We start from the raw sequence: 16,756 nt of genomic DNA, 5'->3' as shown, positions 1-16,756 counted from the left end.
CGTGCCAGCAGTTCCGGCCGCGTCAGATCACAGTGTCGGTCCAGCGGACGATTTGCCCGGCCGCATCGCCGAACGCGGCATCGAGCGCGCCGACATAGGCCTGGTTGCCATTGCCCGAAACGGGCGCGATGGCGCTAAACGTCTTCGAAGCGCGCACTTCACCGTTGCGGTCGTTCAACAGGCGCACGAACAGCTCGACCTCGGCATGTTCGCCGCCATCGACACGCACCTCGAACGAGCGGATCTCGACGATCACCTGATAGTCGATCGCCAGCCCCTCGCCTGGCTTGCCGACGCCGGTGAAGCTGCCCGAGCGCTGGAACGTCTCTGCCAGCCGCGCCTGTACGATCATCGGCAGCCGGTCGGCCCATTGCGCGCCCTTGAGATACTGGATCGATCGCGGTGATGGCTTGATGACGATGTTCTGGCTATCCAGCGCCTTGAGCGCCGAAGGCTGGGCGATGAGTATCTGGCGCCGGCTGCGGGCACGCGCTTCCAGCGACGGCGCCGAAAGCTCGAACGTATCCAGCGGCGCCGGTCTGCCGCCCGGCAAGGCCGCGCAGCTTGCAAGCGAAAGCGCCAGCAACATCGCCCCGACCTTAGACCCGCCCGATGTGATGCTGCCTGAACTGATCGACTTCAAACGCGATCCCCCCCGGATCGTGGAAACAATGCGCATCTGCCAGCTATGTTCTTGCGGTGGTCGGGGATCGAAGTCAACGGCGCACCCTGCCGTCGAACTGCCGGACCTCGCCCTCGCCGCCCGACAAGATCCTTTGTGGGTTGCGGCTGAGATCGGTTACCGCCTCTTCGATGCGGTTGATCGAACGGCGGCTGTCCTGGACCAGCGCTTCGACGTTTTGCAGCCCTTGTCCCGAGAACCGCGCCAAATTGTCGGTAATGGTACCGAGACGGGCGTTCAGCGTGTCGGCGACCTGCTTGAACGATTTCAGCGTCGCTCTGGCGTCGGCCATGACGCCGTCGGCCTGGCCGGAGCCGAGCAGTTTGTCGACCTTGGCAAGGATACCGTCGACTCGCACCGAGGCATCGTTGAGGCGTCCTGCGAGTTGGTGCGCGTCTTTGATGGTTTCATCGATGTCATCGGCTCGGTTGGCGAACTTGTTGGTCACCTTGGCGATGTCGGCGGCAGCCTCGTTGGCGTTTTCGCTGGCCTTCTGGATATTGGCCAGCGCGGTGCGCACCTCAGCCGGATCGATGCCGTCGAGAACGCCGTCGACCTTGGCCAGCGTGCCTTGTGTCTTCTGGGCGAAGTCGTTGATCGAGCCGACCGCCGTGTCGACATTCTTGATGACCGTGTCGAACTGTTTGCTGGTTTCCTTGAGATTGGCGGTGACCGTGTCGACGTTGGCGACGATGCTCTTGATCTGGTCCTTGTCGACGGCGTTGAGTAGCCCTTCCGCCGCCTTCAGCGTGCCGTCGAGCTTGCCCGAAACACCCTTCAGTTCGTCCGCCAGCGAGCTGACGCTGGCCAGGAACTTGTCGACGCCGTCCGCATTCCTGGCCAGTGCATCGGAGAAGGTCTGGACATTGTTGACGGTCTGCGTCAGCGGCCCGCGAACATCTTTGGTGAAGCCTTCGAGCTCCGAAAGGACCTTGTCGGCCCGGGTGAAGATGTTCTGCGCCGTCTGCAACAGGTTGGTGACCGCCGACGGGTTGGCAACGATCTCGGCGACGCGGCCTTCCTTTTCCGCCTCGTCGAGGAGTTTTGGCTCCTTGGGGTCGGCGCCCTTGAGCTCGATGTTGGCCTGGCCGGTGAGGCCGGCAAGCCCGATATCGGCCTGCGTCGACTTGGTGATAGGCGTGTTCCGGTCTATTTCGGTGTCGGCGATAGCAGCGGTGGGATTGTCGACGTCGATATAGACACGGCGCACGTCGCCGACTTTGACGCCATTGAACAGCACGAAACTGCCACGGCCGAGCCCCGAAGCGGAGCCTGGAATGCGCACGCGCAGCACCGCCGTCTCGCCCCTTTCGCCGATAGCCGCCGTCCAATACACGAAAGCGAAAGCCGCGAGGATCGCGGCCAGCGTGAAAATGCCGACAATGACGTAGTTGGCCCTGGTTTCCATTGCTCACTTATGGCTATGCGCGCGCCGCAAGATCAAGTTGCCGGGCGCGTTTTCCGCGGAAATAGGATTTTACCCAGGGTTCCTCGCTCCTGAGCATGTCGTCGATCGTGCCCTCGACCAGCACTTTCTTGTTGCCAAGCACCGCCACGCGGTCGCACGCGGTAAACAGCGTGTCGAGATCATGCGTGACCATATACACGGTCAAATCCATCGTATCGCGCAGCTTGACGACCAATTCGTCGAATTCAGCCGCACTAATTGGATCGAGGCCGGACGTCGGCTCGTCGAGAAAAACGATGTCCGGATCGAGCGCCAGGGCGCGCGCCAACGCGGCACGCTTGATCATACCGCCGGAGAGCTCGGAGGGGAATTTCTGCGCCGCCTCCGGCGGCAGTCCGACCAACTCGACCTTGAGCATGGCAAGTTCGTCCATCAGCTTCTTCGGCAAATCGAGATATTCACGCATCGGCACCTGGACGTTTTCGAGGACCGTCAGCGCCGAAAAAAGGGCGCCATGCTGGAACAGCACGCCAAGCCGCATGTCGATTCGAAGGCGCTCCCTTTCGGTTGCCTTCTCGACGTCGACGCCGAAAAGTTTGATTGTTCCCGATTGCTTGCGCGTCAAGCCAAGGATGGTGCGCAAGAGAACAGATTTGCCCGCACCGGAGGCACCAACAAAGCCGAGAATCTCCCCGCGCCAGATATCGAGCGACAATTTGTCGAGAACGACCTGGTCGGCGAACGATACCGTGATGTCGTGTGCCGACAGCACGATCTCGTCTTCTTTGGCCTTCGTCGCCACCTTGGTCGTGTTTGTGCCCGGCAGCGCCATCTCAGAACTCGATCGCTGCATAGAACATGGCGAAAAGCCCGTCGAGGATAATGACCACGAAGATCGACTTCACCACTGAGGCGGTCACATGCTGGCCGAGCGATTCGGCGCTGCCGCCAACCTTCATGCCCTCGACCGAGGCGATTATGCCGATGATCATGGCCATGAACGGCGCCTTGATCAGGCCCGCAAAGATGGTGCTGAGGTCGATTGCGACACGCAGCCGGTCGATGAACGCTGCCGGTGCAATATCAGAGTAGAGCCATGCAGCCAAAATGCCGCCGCCCAGTGCTGCAAAGTTGGCGATGATCGTCAGGCAAGGCAGCGCGACGACCAGCGCGACCAACCGCGGAAACACCAGCACGCCGATCGGATTAAGACCGATCACCTTCAGCGCATCGACCTCCTCGCGCATCTTCATCGAGCCGATCTCGGCGGTAATCGCGCTACCGGAGCGGCCGGCGATCATGATCGCCGTCATCAAAACGCCGAGCTCGCGCAGGATCAGCACGCCGACCAGGTCGACGACGAAGATGTCGGCGCCGAAATAACTGAGCTGATAGGCGCCTTGCTGGGCAACGATCGCACCGACGATGGCCGACATCAGCACCACCACCGGTATGGCGCCGACGCCCATGCGATCGATCTGGTTGAAGATCGCCGCCATATTGACGGCATGGCCACGGCCAAGCTTCATCTGAGAGCCGCGTATCGTGGCGCCGAGGATGTTCATTGCGGCCAGGAAATCGTCGCGCATCTCATAGACGCGACGGCCTACCGCCTCGAGCCCCCGAATGATGAAGTTGGGCGGCTTTGCCGGACCGGATCCGGGCTCGCGTCGAACCGCATCGCCGACGGCGCCAAGCAGGATCGAGGCAATCTCGCTTTGCCCCTGCATCTTGATCTCGACGCCCTTCTTTTCGAAGCTGCTGACCAGGCGATCGAGCAGCCAGGCGCCGGCAGTGTCCATCTTCTCGATCTGCGACAGATCGAGCGCCAGCGTCTTGAAGCCGCTGCGCTTCTCGATCTTGCGCATCTCGGCATCGACCAGCGCCACGGTGCGTGTCGTCCAGCTTCCCGAGAAAGCGCAGCCGAGAACGCCGCCCTCCTCGCCGATCGCGATGCGCGGCTGGTGGTCGGGCTCCTTGGCAGGGCCGCTTGCGTCGCGTTTGCGGATGGTCAACATGGCGTCCTGTTTAGCCTGACGGGGCCGAGCTGTCGATTTGCCGACATCCTCCTTGTTGCAGCCGGAGCAGAAAAATATGGCGCGTGTCATTTCGGTCGAGGCCGAGGGCTTTCCGATAGCCGGGACCTTTACCATTTCGCGCGGCTCGAAGACCGAAGCGGAGGTGATTTCCTGCGCCATCACCGAAAACGGCCGTACAGGGCGCGGCGAATGCGTTCCTTACAAGCGCTATGGCGAGACCATGGAGGGTGTGCGCGACGCGATCGAGGCGATGCGCAGTGAGATCGCGCACGGCATCAGCCGCATCGCCCTGCTCGGTGCCATGCCTGCCGGCGCGGCACGCAACGCCATCGACTGCGCGCTCTGGGACCTGGAAGCGAAGATCAGCGGAACACCGGTGGCGCATACGATACGAACCGTTCCGTTACGACCGCTTGAGACGGCGTACACATTGTCGCTCGCCGAGCCGGAAGCGATGGCGGCGCAGGCCCGCGCCAACGCCCAGCGCCCGCTGCTCAAGGTCAAGATCGGCGGCGACAACGACATCGCCCGCATCCGCGCAGTGACGGCGGCGGCACCCGACAGCCGTATCATTCTTGATGCCAACGAAGGCTGGACGAACGACAACATCGTAGAAAACCTCGCCTTTGCCGCTGAGCAAGGTATCGCCTTGATCGAACAGCCGCTGCCGGCGGGACATGACGGTATTCTTCGCCACATCGCGCATCCGGTGCCGATCTGCGCCGACGAAAGCGTGCACGAGGCGAAGGATATTGAAGCGCTTGTCGGCGTCTACGACGCCATCAACATAAAGCTCGACAAATCCGGCGGCCTGACCGCAGCGCTCGTGCTTCGCGACCGCGCCCGCGAACTGGGTCTTGGCGTTATGGTCGGCTGCATGGTCGGCACATCGCTTGCGATGGCGCCGGCCGTTCTGTTGGCGCAGGATGCCGATTTCGTCGATCTCGACGGTCCGTTGCTGCTAGCCCGCGACCGCATTCCCGGTCTCGTCTATCAAGGGTCGCTGGTGTCACCGCCCGAGCCGGCGCTGTGGGGCTGAACGCGCCGCAAGTCCGATCAGCGCCAGGCCCGTCAGGGCGATCGGGATCATGGCAAAGAAGCCGTTCGCGCCGAAGCGGTCGTAAAGAGGACCGGAAATGAGCGTCGCCACCGCCATGAAGAAGCCGTTGGAAAAATAGGCGATGCCTTGCGCCGCCCCGGTGCGTTCTTCCACGACCGTCTCACCGATCATCTTTTGCAGGCCGATCAGCACCAGCGCCACCGAAACCGCGTGCAGCGTCTGGATCGCGAAAAACCCGCCAACGCCAAGTCCAAGCGGCCAGATCAAAGGGAAGGCGATCCAGCGCACGATAGCGCCTGTCCCGGCAATCAGCATGATCGACACGATCGAGAAGGAGGCGAAAGCCCGAGTGAAGACGACGAACATGCATATCTCGGCGACGACGCCCCACCCCCAGAGCAGCCCAACAACCGAATCGCTGATGCCGATCGACTTCCAGTAGATCGACACGAAGCCGTAGAGAAACGCGTGGCTGGCGGTGATGACGCCGACCCCGGTCGAAAAATAAAGAAAATACGGGTTGAGGAGTTTTGATGCCGATTGCTGGATGTCGGCAGCCGAAAGCGGCGAGGCGCGGCGCGGGCGGCCGAGGCGCGGCGCAATCAGCCCGGCGGCTAGCGCGGCGCATAACGACACGAAGATGATCACCGGGACAGCCTGAGCACCGCTCGCCGACAAGATGAAACCGCCGGCGAGATTGGCACAGAGATAGGAGATCGAGCCCCATTTGCGCATGCCGGCGTAGTTCGAGCCGAAGCGGCGAACACCAGAAAGGGCGAGCGAATCGGCAATCGGCGAATGCGGCGTCCAAACGACCGTCAGCGCCAGGGATACGGCAAGTACCATTGCGTAGGTCGGCGGCAGGAGGTAGCCGGCGGACAGGATCAGCGATGCGGCGACCAGCGCAACATAGACATTGGCGCGATCGCTCGCTTTGTCTGCCAGCGCGGTAAGAAAAGGTGTCGTTGCCACACGCAGGAACATCGGCGCGGCGAGGATCACGGCTATCTGCTCGGCGTGGAACCCCTTGGCCTGCAGCCACAGGGGAAAATACGGCACATGCGTTCCGAGCGGCACGAAGAGCGTGAAGAAGATCAAGCTCATGCGCAGTTCGAAATGGCGTGGCTTGACGAGCTGTTCGGGCGAAAGCGGCGGCAGCGAGGACATTGACAGGCGATCCGTCGGCACGGCATTCAGCCGGGTCGGCCCACCACACCTGCCGCTGCATAACACGGCGAAAAAGTCGATGAAACCGCTGGACTAACCGATTGAAGCGAGGGGGGCCGGGTTTTGGTCAAGCCGCCTGGACTGCCCTGCCCTTGATGTCGATCGGCACGAGCACCTCGCCGCCGACCGGAGTCTCCGGCAGGACATGCGCCCAGTGCAGGATCTCCATCCGGCCGTCAAAATGCTCGACCACCGCCGTGCAGCTCTCCACCCAGTCGCCGGTGTTGATGTACTGCACGTCCTCGTAGCTTTCGATCGCGGCGTGGTGGATGTGCCCGCAGATGACGCCGTCGACGTGCGAGCGGCGCGCCTCCTCGGTCAGCACGGTCTGGAACGAGCCGATGAAATTCACCGCCTTCTTGACCTTGACCTTGGCCCAGGACGAGAACGACCAGTAAGGCAGGCCGAGCACCTGGCGCAGGCGCGTGATGACGCGGTTGACCAGCATCGCCGCGTCATAGGCGTAATCGCCGAGATAGGCGAGCCAGCGCGCATTGTGGACGACGGTGTCGAACTGGTCGCCATGAATGACAAGAAGGCGTTTGCCATCGGCGGTCTCGTGGATGGCGCGGTCGGCGACGACAATGCCGCCGAAATGCACGCCCTGGAACTGGCGCGCGAACTCGTCGTGATTGCCGGCGATGTAGGTGATGCTGGCGCCCTTGCGCGCCTTGCGCAGCAATTTCTGGACGACGTCATTGTGGCTCTGCGGCCAATGCCAGCTTCGTCTCAAGCGCCAGCCGTCGACGATGTCGCCGACGAGATAGATGATATCGGCATCGTGATGGCGCAGGAAATCGATCAGGAACTCGGCCTTCGCCGCTTTCGATCCGAGATGGACGTCGGAGATGAACATGCTGCGGAAAGTGCGGGGCTCTGCGCCGGACATCATTTGTCACCGTTGCTTTCGCGTGAGGCTATGCCCCGATTCATGCAACAACCGTATGACGGTTGCGATTGGTCCAGCCATCCGGATAGGTTGCCGCGGCAATCAGAGGAGAAAATCACCATGGATCTCGGCATTCGCGGCAAGAAGGCCATCGTCTGCGCTTCGAGCAAAGGCTTGGGACGCGGCTGCGCCATGGCACTGGCGGAGGCAGGCTGCGATCTGGTAGTCAATGGCCGCAGCGCCGACGTGCTGGCCAAAACCGCCGCTGAACTGCGGGAGAAATTCGGCGTCAAGGTGACCGAGATCGTCGGCGACATATCCAAGCCCGATGTCCAGAAGGCGCTGCTTGCCGCCTGCCCCGATCCCGACATCCTCGTCAACAACAATGGCGGTCCGCCGTTTCGCGATTTCCGCGCGCTCGACCGCGAAAAGATCCTCGAGGGCGTCACCCAGAACATGGTAACCCCTGTCGAACTGGTTCAGGCCGTGATCGACGGCATGGCGGCGCGCGGCTTCGGCCGCATCGTCAACATCACCTCGCTGTCCGTCTATGTGCCTATCCCCGGCCTCGACCTGTCGTCCGGCGCCCGCGCCGGCCTCACCTCGTTCCTCGCCGGCGTCGCGCGGACGGTGATCGACCGCAATGTGACGATCAACAACATGCTGCCGGGAAAACTCGACACCGACCGGCTGCGCGGCCCGCATGAACCCGGCAGTGTCGAGGATCCGGCGGCCGCTGCCGCGCGCAAGGCGCAAGCAGCAGCCAATGTTCCGGCCAAACGGCTCGGCACGCCGGAGGAGTTCGGCCAGATCTGCGCCTTCCTGTGCTCGGTCCATGCCGGCTACCTGACCGGGCAGAACATACTGGTCGACGGCGGCCTCTACGTCAGCGCGTTCTAGTGGTAGTATCCAACGCTTGGTTACCGTCTGGACGGCGGAAGAACGACCCTTTGCGGTTGTTGGGTTGCGAGCGCCGCATGATGCGATCTGACCTTTCCTGACATTCGCAGAAGGGAGAATTCCTTTGCCAATACATGCAACCTAGCGAGCGAATCCGATACCCGCGATCCCAATTCCCCCCACCAGGATCAGGCTCACGGCCCACACATTGTCGAGATTGAACCAGCTTTGTGAGATGAACTTGGGTCCGAGCCATCGATAGACGGCAATGGCGATAACACCGCCGCTTACAATCATCGCGGCCGTATGGACCACGGAGACGGCGGTGGCGGTGATCAGATTACCGGCCATGAGCGTGATAGCCGCCTGGTGTCCAACATCGAGATCGCCTGCCTGGCACAGGCCGAGATAAATCGGCACCAGCATTAGCCCGGCGCCATGCGCGGTGGCGGCCGCGAAAGACCACAAGGCCAATTGCGCCGGCGGGATACGGGCAAGAACACGCGGGTGGCGCCGGTTGATCAGGAGATAGATCCCGGCTGCGATCACAATCAACCCCGCCGCGATGCGAATCTGTCGTTCCCAGACGATGAGCGTCAGCATCGCGCCGAAGGGGAGCAGGATACCGATCATCGCCACGAAGTGGCCTATTGCCAAAAGCCCGAGCGCCCGAAACAATTCGCCGGCACGTCTGTCCAAAAGACCGGCCGAAACGGCCAACGGCCAGCCCATGCCAGGATTGATGCCGTGATAAATGCCGCTGGCGACGACGGCCAGCCAGAGACCGGCCGTCGTCCACTCGCTCATCGCTTCATTGACCCGGGCAGTCGGTTACACCGACGGATAGCAGAACGAATCCGTCGAGCAATCGCCGCCTTCCAGACGAATCTGGTGCGAGCGATACCCCTCGGGGAACTCGACATAAAAGTCCTTGTCCAGGGTGATCCCACCGTTCTCGCCGACATTGGCCTTGACCATGGCTGCCGGAATACCATCGCGATAGAACTGGTCGTCCCAAGTCGAATACAGGGAGTTGGTCCAGTAAACGCGTTTGCCGTCGCGGCTGATCTCGACCATTTGCGGTCCGCCCCTGTAGTCGCCGCCGCCGGGATGCTTGGTCTTGCGCGTGATTCCGCCAATATGGATGGACCCTGCAAGCTTAGGCTTCATCGGATCGGTCACATCGTATTGGCGCATCTCGCCGGTGCCCCAGCAGGATACGTAGAGGAATCGGTCATCGAGCGACAGGTCGATGTCGGTTACTAGCGGCGGCACCGCCTCGAAGCCCTGAAGCAACGGCGGCAGGTCATCCTTGGCGGCTGCCTCGGGCGGGATGGTCGCCGTCTTTTCGCAACGGAATTTGCCGCCCTCGCGCCACCAGGTCCAGATCGATCCCTCGAGGTTTGTCGTGTCGACGACCACTCCAAGGAAACCGTATTCCTTGACCGGGTCATGGGCGGGGCGGACTTCCAGCGCCATCTGGTGGTTGGCGCCCAGATCGATGGTCTGCACGTTCCTACGTTCGCGCAAATTCCAGAAATGCACCCGGTGTCCATATTTGTTCGACAGGAGGTCTTCAGGCACGATGCCCTGCTCGAACTGGGGCGGAAGGGCCCACTCGCTCGACACCATGTAGTCGCGTGGCAGGTTCCACCAGAAATCATACTGCTTGTCCTGCGGCCCGCGATCGATCTCGTAGCGCCCGATGACGTCGAACGTCTGGCAATCCATGACAAAGATGCCGGGAGGTCCGTCGGTGCCGTCAGGGCCCCCGCCCCCAAGCGTCGAGACATAAATACCTTCCGGACCGCAGTGAATCGTATGAGGCCTGGAATAGCCCGTCTTGGCAAACACTTCTTCTGGCTCGATGACCTTGTGGATCTTGGCCTTGGTCGGTCCGCCCTTGGTGTCGATGACGTAAATGCGCGAAGATCGAATACCGGGAATGATCAGAAAGCGGCGCTCGAGAAACGGGTGACCATTCAGCGGCGAAAGGGCCGAAGAGCACGCGTTCCAGCCGAAATGGTGAAACTCGTCGCCCTTGTTCGGCATTATCACGCTATGGACGACCTTGCCGTAGTCCTTCGACTTCGGGTTTACGTCAACTATGGCTAGTCCATCTGGCTGAGAGAAGTCGGGACTCAACATCAAAGTGTAGGCAAAATTTTCGACTGGCGCCTGCATTGCGAGCTTGGCAGTCGCGTGGAAAGTCGGGTCTGGCCGTACAGTCATTGTCGTCCTCCCTTGGCAGGTTAAGCAGTCCGACCGACAATCAGGGGCACGATCTGTGATGCGTTTGGATGTCCGCCGAAAACGTCGGGGCGCTTTGTTGTTCGCACGCTATTTCGTGCGACTTTTCGAAGAATCTCACGGATTTTGGAGAACTGCAATGTCGACTTGTTTCGCCGCAAGGCCTCTGTGAGCGACGAGCGCCACCAGACATTCGAACTGGGCGGCGTACCTCGCCGCAGCACCCCGCCTATCGCCCCAACATCTCAATGGCAGACCGCACAGGAGGGCGGGGGTGCAAGCCGCAAGCTCGCGCTTGCGACATATCACCTCTCGAAAAGCCTCGGCTGCATGCTAAGAGACTCAAAACACCAAACGGACTGAACTGAGGAGGCGGCCGTCATGACAGGCGAAAGCAAGAAGGCGGCCCGATCCGACCTCGACGAAGCGGCGCTCTATTTCCATAAGCACCCCCGTCCCGGAAAGCTTGAAATCCAGGCGACGAAGCCGCTGGGCAATCAGCGCGACCTGGCGCTTGCCTATTCGCCGGGCGTCGCCGCCCCCTGCCTTGAAATCCGCGACGACCCGGCAACCGCCGCCGACTATACAGCCCGCGCCAATCTGGTCGGAGTTGTCACCAACGGTTCGGCGGTGCTGGGCCTCGGGAATATCGGTCCGCTCGCCTCCAAGCCGGTGATGGAAGGCAAGGCGGTGCTGTTCAAGAAGTTCGCCGGCATCGATGTCTTCGACATCGAGATCGACGCACCGGGCATCGAGCGCATGGTCGAAACGATCTCGGCGCTGGAACCAACCTTCGGCGGCATCAACCTGGAAGACATCAAGGCGCCCGAATGCTTCGAAGTCGAGGAGCAGTTGAAAGCCCGCATGGGCATACCAGTCTTCCATGACGACCAGCACGGCACCGCCATCATCGTCGCCGCCGCCGTGCTCAACGGGCTGGAATTCGCCGGCAAGTCCATCTCGGACATCAAGATCGTCACGTCGGGCGCTGGTGCTGCGGCGCTTGCCTGCCTCAACCTGCTGGTCTCGCTCGGCGCGCGGGTCGAAAACATCTGGGTCACGGACCGGTTCGGCGTCGCCCATAAGGGCCGCGTCGAGGAGATGGACCGCTGGAAAGACCCTTATGTGAAGGACACCGAGGCGCGTACGCTGGCCGACGTTCTGCCCGGCGCCGACGTGTTTCTCGGCCTGTCTGCTGCCGGCGTGCTGAAGCCGGAATTGCTCCACCACATGGCGCCAAAGCCGCTGATCCTGGCGCTGGCCAATCCCAATCCCGAAATCATGCCGGAAGCAGCACGGGCGGCGCGGCCCGACGCGATGATCTGCACCGGCCGCTCCGATTTCCCCAATCAAGTCAATAACGTACTCTGTTTTCCTTACATCTTCCGTGGCGCGTTGGATTGCGGCGCAAGCGCCATCAACGAAGAGATGAAGATGGCTGCTGTGCGAGCGATTGCAGCGCTCGCCCGCGAAGAGCCGTCCGACGTTGCCGCGCGTGCCTATTCCGGCGAGACGCCGATCTTTGGTCCGGAGTTCCTGATCCCCTCGCCTTTCGATCCGCGGCTGATCCTGCGCATTGCCCCTGCTGTCGCCAAGGCAGCTTGCGAGACCGGCGTCGCGACCCGGCCGATCACCGATTTCGCCGCTTATGTCGACAAGCTGAACCGCTTCGTCTTCCGCTCCGGCCTGGTCATGAAGCCGGTGTTCTCGATGGCCAAGACGTCGAGCGCCAAACGCGTCATCTATGCCGACGGCGAGGACGAGCGCGTGCTTCGCGCCGCCCAGGTCGTGCTCGAGGAAGGCATTGCCGAACCGATCCTGATCGGCCGCCCGCATGTCATCGAGGTGCGGCTGAAGCGCTACGGGCTGCGCATCAAGCCGGGCGTCGATTTCGGCTTGATCAACCCGGAAGACGATCCGCGTTACCGCCACTATGTCGACCTTTTGATCGAGCTTGCCGGCCGGCGTGGGGTGACGACGGAAGCCGCGCGCACCATGGTGCGCACCGACAATACGGTGATCGCGGCCCTTGCCCTGAAGCGCGGCGACGCCGACGCCATGGTCTGCGGGCTCGAAGGCCGTTTCGAGCGCCATTTGCGCAACGTAACGCTGATCATCGGGCCGCGCCCCGGCATTAGGGATCGCGACCTGTCGACGCTGTCCATGCTGATCTCGCAGCGCGGCATCATTTTCCTCACCGACACCCATGTCTCCGTCGATCCGACCGCCGAAGAAATTGCGGAAATGACCGTTTTGGCGGCCGAGGAAATTCAGCGTTTCGGCATTGAGCCCAAGGCAGCGCTGCTGTCGCATTCTGATTTCGGCTCCCGCGATTCGCCAAGCGCCATGAAGATGCGGCAGGCGGCGGCGATCCTGGCGCGCATCGCGCCCGACCTGCAATGCGACGGCGAGATGCATGCCGACTCGGCACTATCGGAGCAGCTGCGCCAACGCGTCTATCCGCATTCGCGGCTGAAGGGCGAAGCCAATCTGCTGGTGTTTCCCAATCTCGATTCGGCGAACATCACGCTGACCGCGCTGCGCACGATGATGGACGCGCTGCATGTCGGCCCGATCCTGCTCGGCACCGACAGCCCGGCGCACATATTGACACCGTCGGTCACCTCGCGCGGCGTCGTCAACATGACGGCACTGGCAGTGGTCGAAGCCGCGCATAAGGCGCAAGCCATCATCGATCTGGGCTAGCGATGGGCCTTCTCAGACTGGCTTGAACCGGAAATGCCCTGTCTGCCTGAAGGCAAACAAAGTGTCCTCTTCTCTAGCGCCGTCGCCGATGTTGTGAATAACCAGCCTTCTTGTCGGCACCACAGTGGGGTGATTGGACGACACGATGGCAATATGCGACAGATTGCCGGGCAGCATCTGAGCGACGAGATCCCCAGGCCGATAATCGGCGGGGTCTTGGGTGACGGGCAAGGCAGCACCGCGCCGCTCGAAATAGACCGCAAGATTGGGCACACGGCGGTGGTCGATGTTGCGGTCAGGCGCCTTCAAGCCCCAAGCCTTCGGATAGGCGGCAAAATTGGCCCGCATATCCTCATGCACCAATTCTTGCAGGTCGAGATCGAAGGCGCGGCGATAGGCACGGATCACGACATCCGTGCACACACCCCGCTCTGGCTCAACGTCCCCGCCAGGATAGGCCAGGCGTGTATAGGTCGGATCGTAGAGCGTGGTGACGCCGATCTGCTCACGAGCGGCTTCGACCAATCTGGTGCCCCAATCCGGCGTGACAAGCTTTTCCTGCGACATGGCGACCGGCATCGCCAGGCATAAAAGACCAAATTGCACCGCGGCTCGACGGGTAATCGAGGTCATCCCAAGCCTCCGGGCATTACTGAATCCAGGCATTCTTCTCGGCGAATACGCCTTTTTCGTGCAACGCCAGGATGTCGCGGTACTGGCTCTGTCCGAAAAGGCCGTGGGGGTGGTCGGCATGACAGCCCTCGTCGTGATCGCGCACAGGCGCAAGCCATCGCCGATTTGAGCCGAAGCCGGAATCGGCGGTATGCTAAACGAACGGTTAACCGCGAGCGCGGTAGTTCTGAATGACAGGCAGGTGGAGGTCCGGAGGGATGACGGGCGCACATTGCAAGCTGACGCGGGCAGCCGCGCTGCTCGGCGTCCTGCTACTGTGCGGCATTGCCGTCACTCAGTCGCAGGCCGCTTCGCGCCTCTGCCGCCAGCTTGAAGCCGATCTTGGCGCCGCTTCTCGTGGTGGCGGCGGCAAGCCGGGCCTGCTCAGGAAATACGACGACGCGATCGTCCGGCAGCGCCAGCAGATTTCAAAAGCCGTCAGCCAGTCCAGCAGCGCCGGCTGCGGCTTCTCGCTGTCTCGCCGCAACGCCAACGCATGCGCGGCACTCGACGCCACCATCGATCGCATGGCTGCCAATCTCGACGCCTTGCAGGCCAAGCGCAGTGAGCTTGCCGACGGTGGTTCGCGACGCGATCGCGCGCGCATATTGGCCTCGCTTGACGCCAATGGCTGCCGCGATGATGCGGCGTCGACGCCCACACCTGACCGCGAAGCCAGCCGTGAAAACGGCAACCGAAGCCTGCTCGACCAGCTTCTGGGCAGTGAACCTGGTGCGCCCGACCAGCCCGAAGAGCTCGACCAGGCTGAAGAGCTAAGTCAGCCGCGCAACATCCGCAGCATCCTCAACAACGCCGACGAGTTGGGCCAGCCGCGACGCGAATTCCGCACCATGTGCGTGCGGACCTGCGACGGCTATTTCTTCCCGATGTCGAATGCTGCCTCGCTGGGCGATTTCGAGCGCGACCAGAAGAACTGCGAATCGAGCTGCCCCGGCACCGAGATGCAGGTTTTCTACACGCGCGGCATGAACGACGATTCGGCGTCGATGACGTCTTCAGTGACCGGCAGGCCTTATATCGAACTGTCGACGGCCTACCTTTACAAGCAATCCGACACGCCCCGGCCGCCGACCTGTGGCTGCAATGCCGTGCAGAATTTCCAGATCATCGCCGGCAACCCGCCAACCCCGGCACAATCCAAGGCGAGCGTGGAGACCACCCCGTTCATTCCGCTGCCGGTTGCCAAGCCTGATCCGGGCGCCGACCCGGAGACCTTGGCCAATTCGCAAGGCGGCCTCAACCGTGAGGCGATCAGACGGCTTGCCGCCAAACCTGTGCCCTCGCCGACGTCGCTGCCGCCGCCGGAGCAGCGCAAGGTCAGGGTCGTCGGGCCAACGTTCCTTCCCGACCCAGCAGCGGCAACAGATCTGCAAGCTCCGGACCGGAAGACTGTCCCGTAAGCGCCAGCCTGAGCGGCATGAACAGGGCCTTGCCCTTGCGGCCGCTCGCCGCTCGGATCTTGCCCGTCCAGTCCTTCCAGACAGTGCCGTTCCAAGGCTCTTCCGGCAGCAGCTCGAATGCCTGGCGAAGAAAGTCGCGGTCCTCGTCGGAAAACTCCGCCGGCTCCTCTGGACCGTCTCGAAGCGTACGCCACCAGATCGCCGCATCGGCCAGCCTGTCGAGATTGCCGCGCACCGCCAGCCAGAAAGGCTCGGCCTGTTCGCCGGAGATGCCGAGCACGATCAGCCGGTCGCGCGCCTCTGAAAACGGCATGTGGTGCAGCAGCGTGCGGTTAAGCACGAAGAGCTCGTCCGGGTCGAATTTGGCGGCGGATTTCGATGTTGCAGCCGGATCGAAGCGCTCGGCTAGCTCGGCCATCGCTGGCACCGCTACGACGTTTTCCGAGGTACCGACGAGCACCGCCAGCGAAGCCACCGCCATCGGCTCGATGCCGCTCTCACGCAGGCTCTGGATGGACAGCGCGCCGGTGCGCTTCGAAAGTCCCTCGCCTGATGCCGTTGTCAGGAGATTGTGGTGGCCGAACGCCGGCGGCTCCGCGCCAAGTGCTTGGAACAGGGCTATCTGGACGCCGGTATTGGTGACGTGGTCGTCGCCGCGAATGACATGGCTGACGCCCATGTCGATGTCGTCGACGACCGAAGGTAATGTATAGAGGTAGGTGCCGTCCTCACGCCGCAGAACCGGGTCTGAAAGCGAGGCGAGGTCGACGGTTTCTTCGCCGCGCACCAGGTCGTTCCAGTGGATTTCGGTGCGCTCCGGCTGCAGCGGATCACCGGTGAAGTTGGGCAGCAGAAAGCGCCAGTGCGGCCGCCGCCCATCGGCCTCATATTCCGCCACCTGCTCAGCTGTCAGCGTCAACGCCTCGCGGCCATAGACTGGCGGCAGGCCACGCGTGCGGCGCACCTTGCGCCTCAGGTCGAGCTCTTCGGGCGTCTCATAGCAAGCATAGACGAGGCGCGCCTCCTTCAGCCTCTCCAGTGCGGAATCGTAGATTTCCACGCGCCGCGACTGGTACTCCGTGGCGTCGGGGAAGATGCCCAGCCAATGCAGGTCATACAGGATAGCGTCGGAAAACTCCTGCGTCGAACGGGCAACGTCGGTGTCGTCGAAGCGCTGGATGAAGCGGCCTTTGTTCTTGATGGCGAACAGCCAATTGAACAAAGCGGTGCGCGCATTGCCGATATGGATGCGGCCGGTCGGTGACGGGGCGAAACGGACGGTAACTGTCATGAGGGGGGCGTACCGGATGGTTTTGCTGTTGACAAGACGCGCCCCCGCGCTCGGCGGCAGACATAGAACATGACAAAGGCTAAGAAAAGACTGCAGCGCCGCACGTCTATCAAGACGGGCGGCGGCGCCACCCGCAGAAAAACAAGGCATTTGGAAGTTGAAACGGCAGGCGGTCGCACAACCCGCGGGTTATGCCCCCGTGCCGCCCGGT

Annotated in this window: 14 protein-coding genes; 4 read left to right on the top strand and 10 right to left on the bottom strand. The window is 62.3% G+C overall.

What is annotated here, in order from left to right; translation table 11 throughout:
- Positions 1-22 precede the first annotated feature (22 nt).
- The 4 genes from NKI63_RS11580 to NKI63_RS11565 form a co-directional block, all read right to left on the bottom strand.
- On the bottom strand, positions 23-589 hold the full coding sequence (locus tag NKI63_RS11580; RefSeq protein ID WP_352479047.1) for an ABC-type transport auxiliary lipoprotein family protein: 567 nt from the start codon (positions 587-589) through the stop codon (positions 23-25).
- A gap of 127 nt (positions 590-716) precedes the next feature.
- A complete protein-coding gene (locus NKI63_RS11575) occupies positions 717-2,090 on the bottom strand; it encodes an MlaD family protein (RefSeq protein WP_254820180.1) in 1,374 nt (457 codons plus the stop codon).
- Positions 2,091-2,103: 13 nt separating this feature from the next.
- On the bottom strand, positions 2,104-2,922 hold the full coding sequence (locus NKI63_RS11570; protein WP_352705544.1) for an ABC transporter ATP-binding protein: 819 nt from the start codon (positions 2,920-2,922) through the stop codon (positions 2,104-2,106).
- 1 nt (position 2,923) lies between these two features.
- A complete protein-coding gene (locus NKI63_RS11565) occupies positions 2,924-4,108 on the bottom strand; it encodes an ABC transporter permease (protein WP_352507852.1) in 1,185 nt (394 codons plus the stop codon).
- Positions 4,109-4,184: 76 nt separating this feature from the next.
- On the opposite strand from NKI63_RS11565, the gene dgcA reads away from it, so the two are divergent.
- On the top strand, positions 4,185-5,168 hold the full coding sequence (dgcA, locus tag NKI63_RS11560; protein ID WP_352821569.1) for an N-acetyl-D-Glu racemase DgcA: 984 nt from the start codon (positions 4,185-4,187) through the stop codon (positions 5,166-5,168).
- Here the strand turns inward: dgcA and NKI63_RS11555 are convergent.
- A complete protein-coding gene (locus NKI63_RS11555; RefSeq protein ID WP_352507850.1) occupies positions 5,139-6,356 on the bottom strand; it encodes an MFS transporter in 1,218 nt (405 codons plus the stop codon). The genes dgcA and NKI63_RS11555 overlap by 30 nt on opposite strands.
- Positions 6,357-6,483: 127 nt before the next feature.
- Positions 6,484-7,305: a UDP-2,3-diacylglucosamine diphosphatase gene (locus tag NKI63_RS11550; protein ID WP_352645534.1), complete on the bottom strand. Its 822-nt coding sequence runs from the start codon at positions 7,303-7,305 to the stop codon at positions 6,484-6,486.
- 120 nt (positions 7,306-7,425) lie between these two features.
- Here NKI63_RS11550 and NKI63_RS11545 point away from each other — a divergent pair, with 120 nt between their 5' ends.
- Positions 7,426-8,205 (top strand): SDR family oxidoreductase, encoded by a 780-nt coding sequence (locus NKI63_RS11545; RefSeq protein ID WP_352821565.1) that lies wholly within the window; start codon positions 7,426-7,428, stop codon positions 8,203-8,205.
- 141 nt (positions 8,206-8,346) lie between these two features.
- On the opposite strand, the gene NKI63_RS11540 is transcribed toward NKI63_RS11545, so the two are convergent.
- The gene (locus NKI63_RS11540) at positions 8,347-9,012 is read right to left on the bottom strand and encodes a hypothetical protein (RefSeq protein ID WP_352645532.1); all 666 of its coding nucleotides are present in this window, start codon (positions 9,010-9,012) and stop codon (positions 8,347-8,349) included.
- A gap of 24 nt (positions 9,013-9,036) precedes the next feature.
- The gene (locus tag NKI63_RS11535) at positions 9,037-10,437 is read right to left on the bottom strand and encodes a selenium-binding protein SBP56-related protein (protein ID WP_352821561.1); all 1,401 of its coding nucleotides are present in this window, start codon (positions 10,435-10,437) and stop codon (positions 9,037-9,039) included.
- Between the two features lie 399 nt (positions 10,438-10,836).
- On the opposite strand from NKI63_RS11535, the gene NKI63_RS11530 reads away from it, so the two are divergent.
- Positions 10,837-13,161 (top strand): NADP-dependent malic enzyme, encoded by a 2,325-nt coding sequence (locus tag NKI63_RS11530; protein ID WP_352821558.1) that lies wholly within the window; start codon positions 10,837-10,839, stop codon positions 13,159-13,161.
- A gap of 12 nt (positions 13,162-13,173) precedes the next feature.
- Here the strand turns inward: NKI63_RS11530 and NKI63_RS11525 are convergent, their stop codons facing one another.
- Positions 13,174-13,794: a DUF1287 domain-containing protein gene (locus NKI63_RS11525; RefSeq protein ID WP_352688250.1), complete on the bottom strand. Its 621-nt coding sequence runs from the start codon at positions 13,792-13,794 to the stop codon at positions 13,174-13,176.
- A gap of 257 nt (positions 13,795-14,051) precedes the next feature.
- On the opposite strand from NKI63_RS11525, the gene NKI63_RS11520 reads away from it, so the two are divergent.
- Positions 14,052-15,254, top strand: a complete 1,203-nt coding sequence (locus NKI63_RS11520; RefSeq protein ID WP_352688248.1) for a DUF2865 domain-containing protein — start codon at positions 14,052-14,054, stop codon at positions 15,252-15,254.
- On the opposite strand, the gene gltX is transcribed toward NKI63_RS11520, so the two are convergent.
- Positions 15,172-16,545 carry a glutamate--tRNA ligase gene (gene gltX, locus NKI63_RS11515; protein WP_352688246.1) on the bottom strand — a complete coding sequence of 458 codons (1,374 nt, stop codon included), beginning with the start codon at positions 16,543-16,545 and terminating at the stop codon, positions 15,172-15,174. The genes NKI63_RS11520 and gltX overlap by 83 nt on opposite strands.
- Between the last annotated feature and the right edge of the window lie 211 nt (positions 16,546-16,756).

It is taken from the genome of Mesorhizobium sp. M0410, assembly GCF_040321435.1.
Taxonomy (GTDB): Bacteria; Pseudomonadota; Alphaproteobacteria; order Rhizobiales; family Rhizobiaceae; genus Mesorhizobium.
Note: the sequence above shows the minus strand (reverse complement) of the source record. Positions and strands in the feature narration are given on the sequence as shown.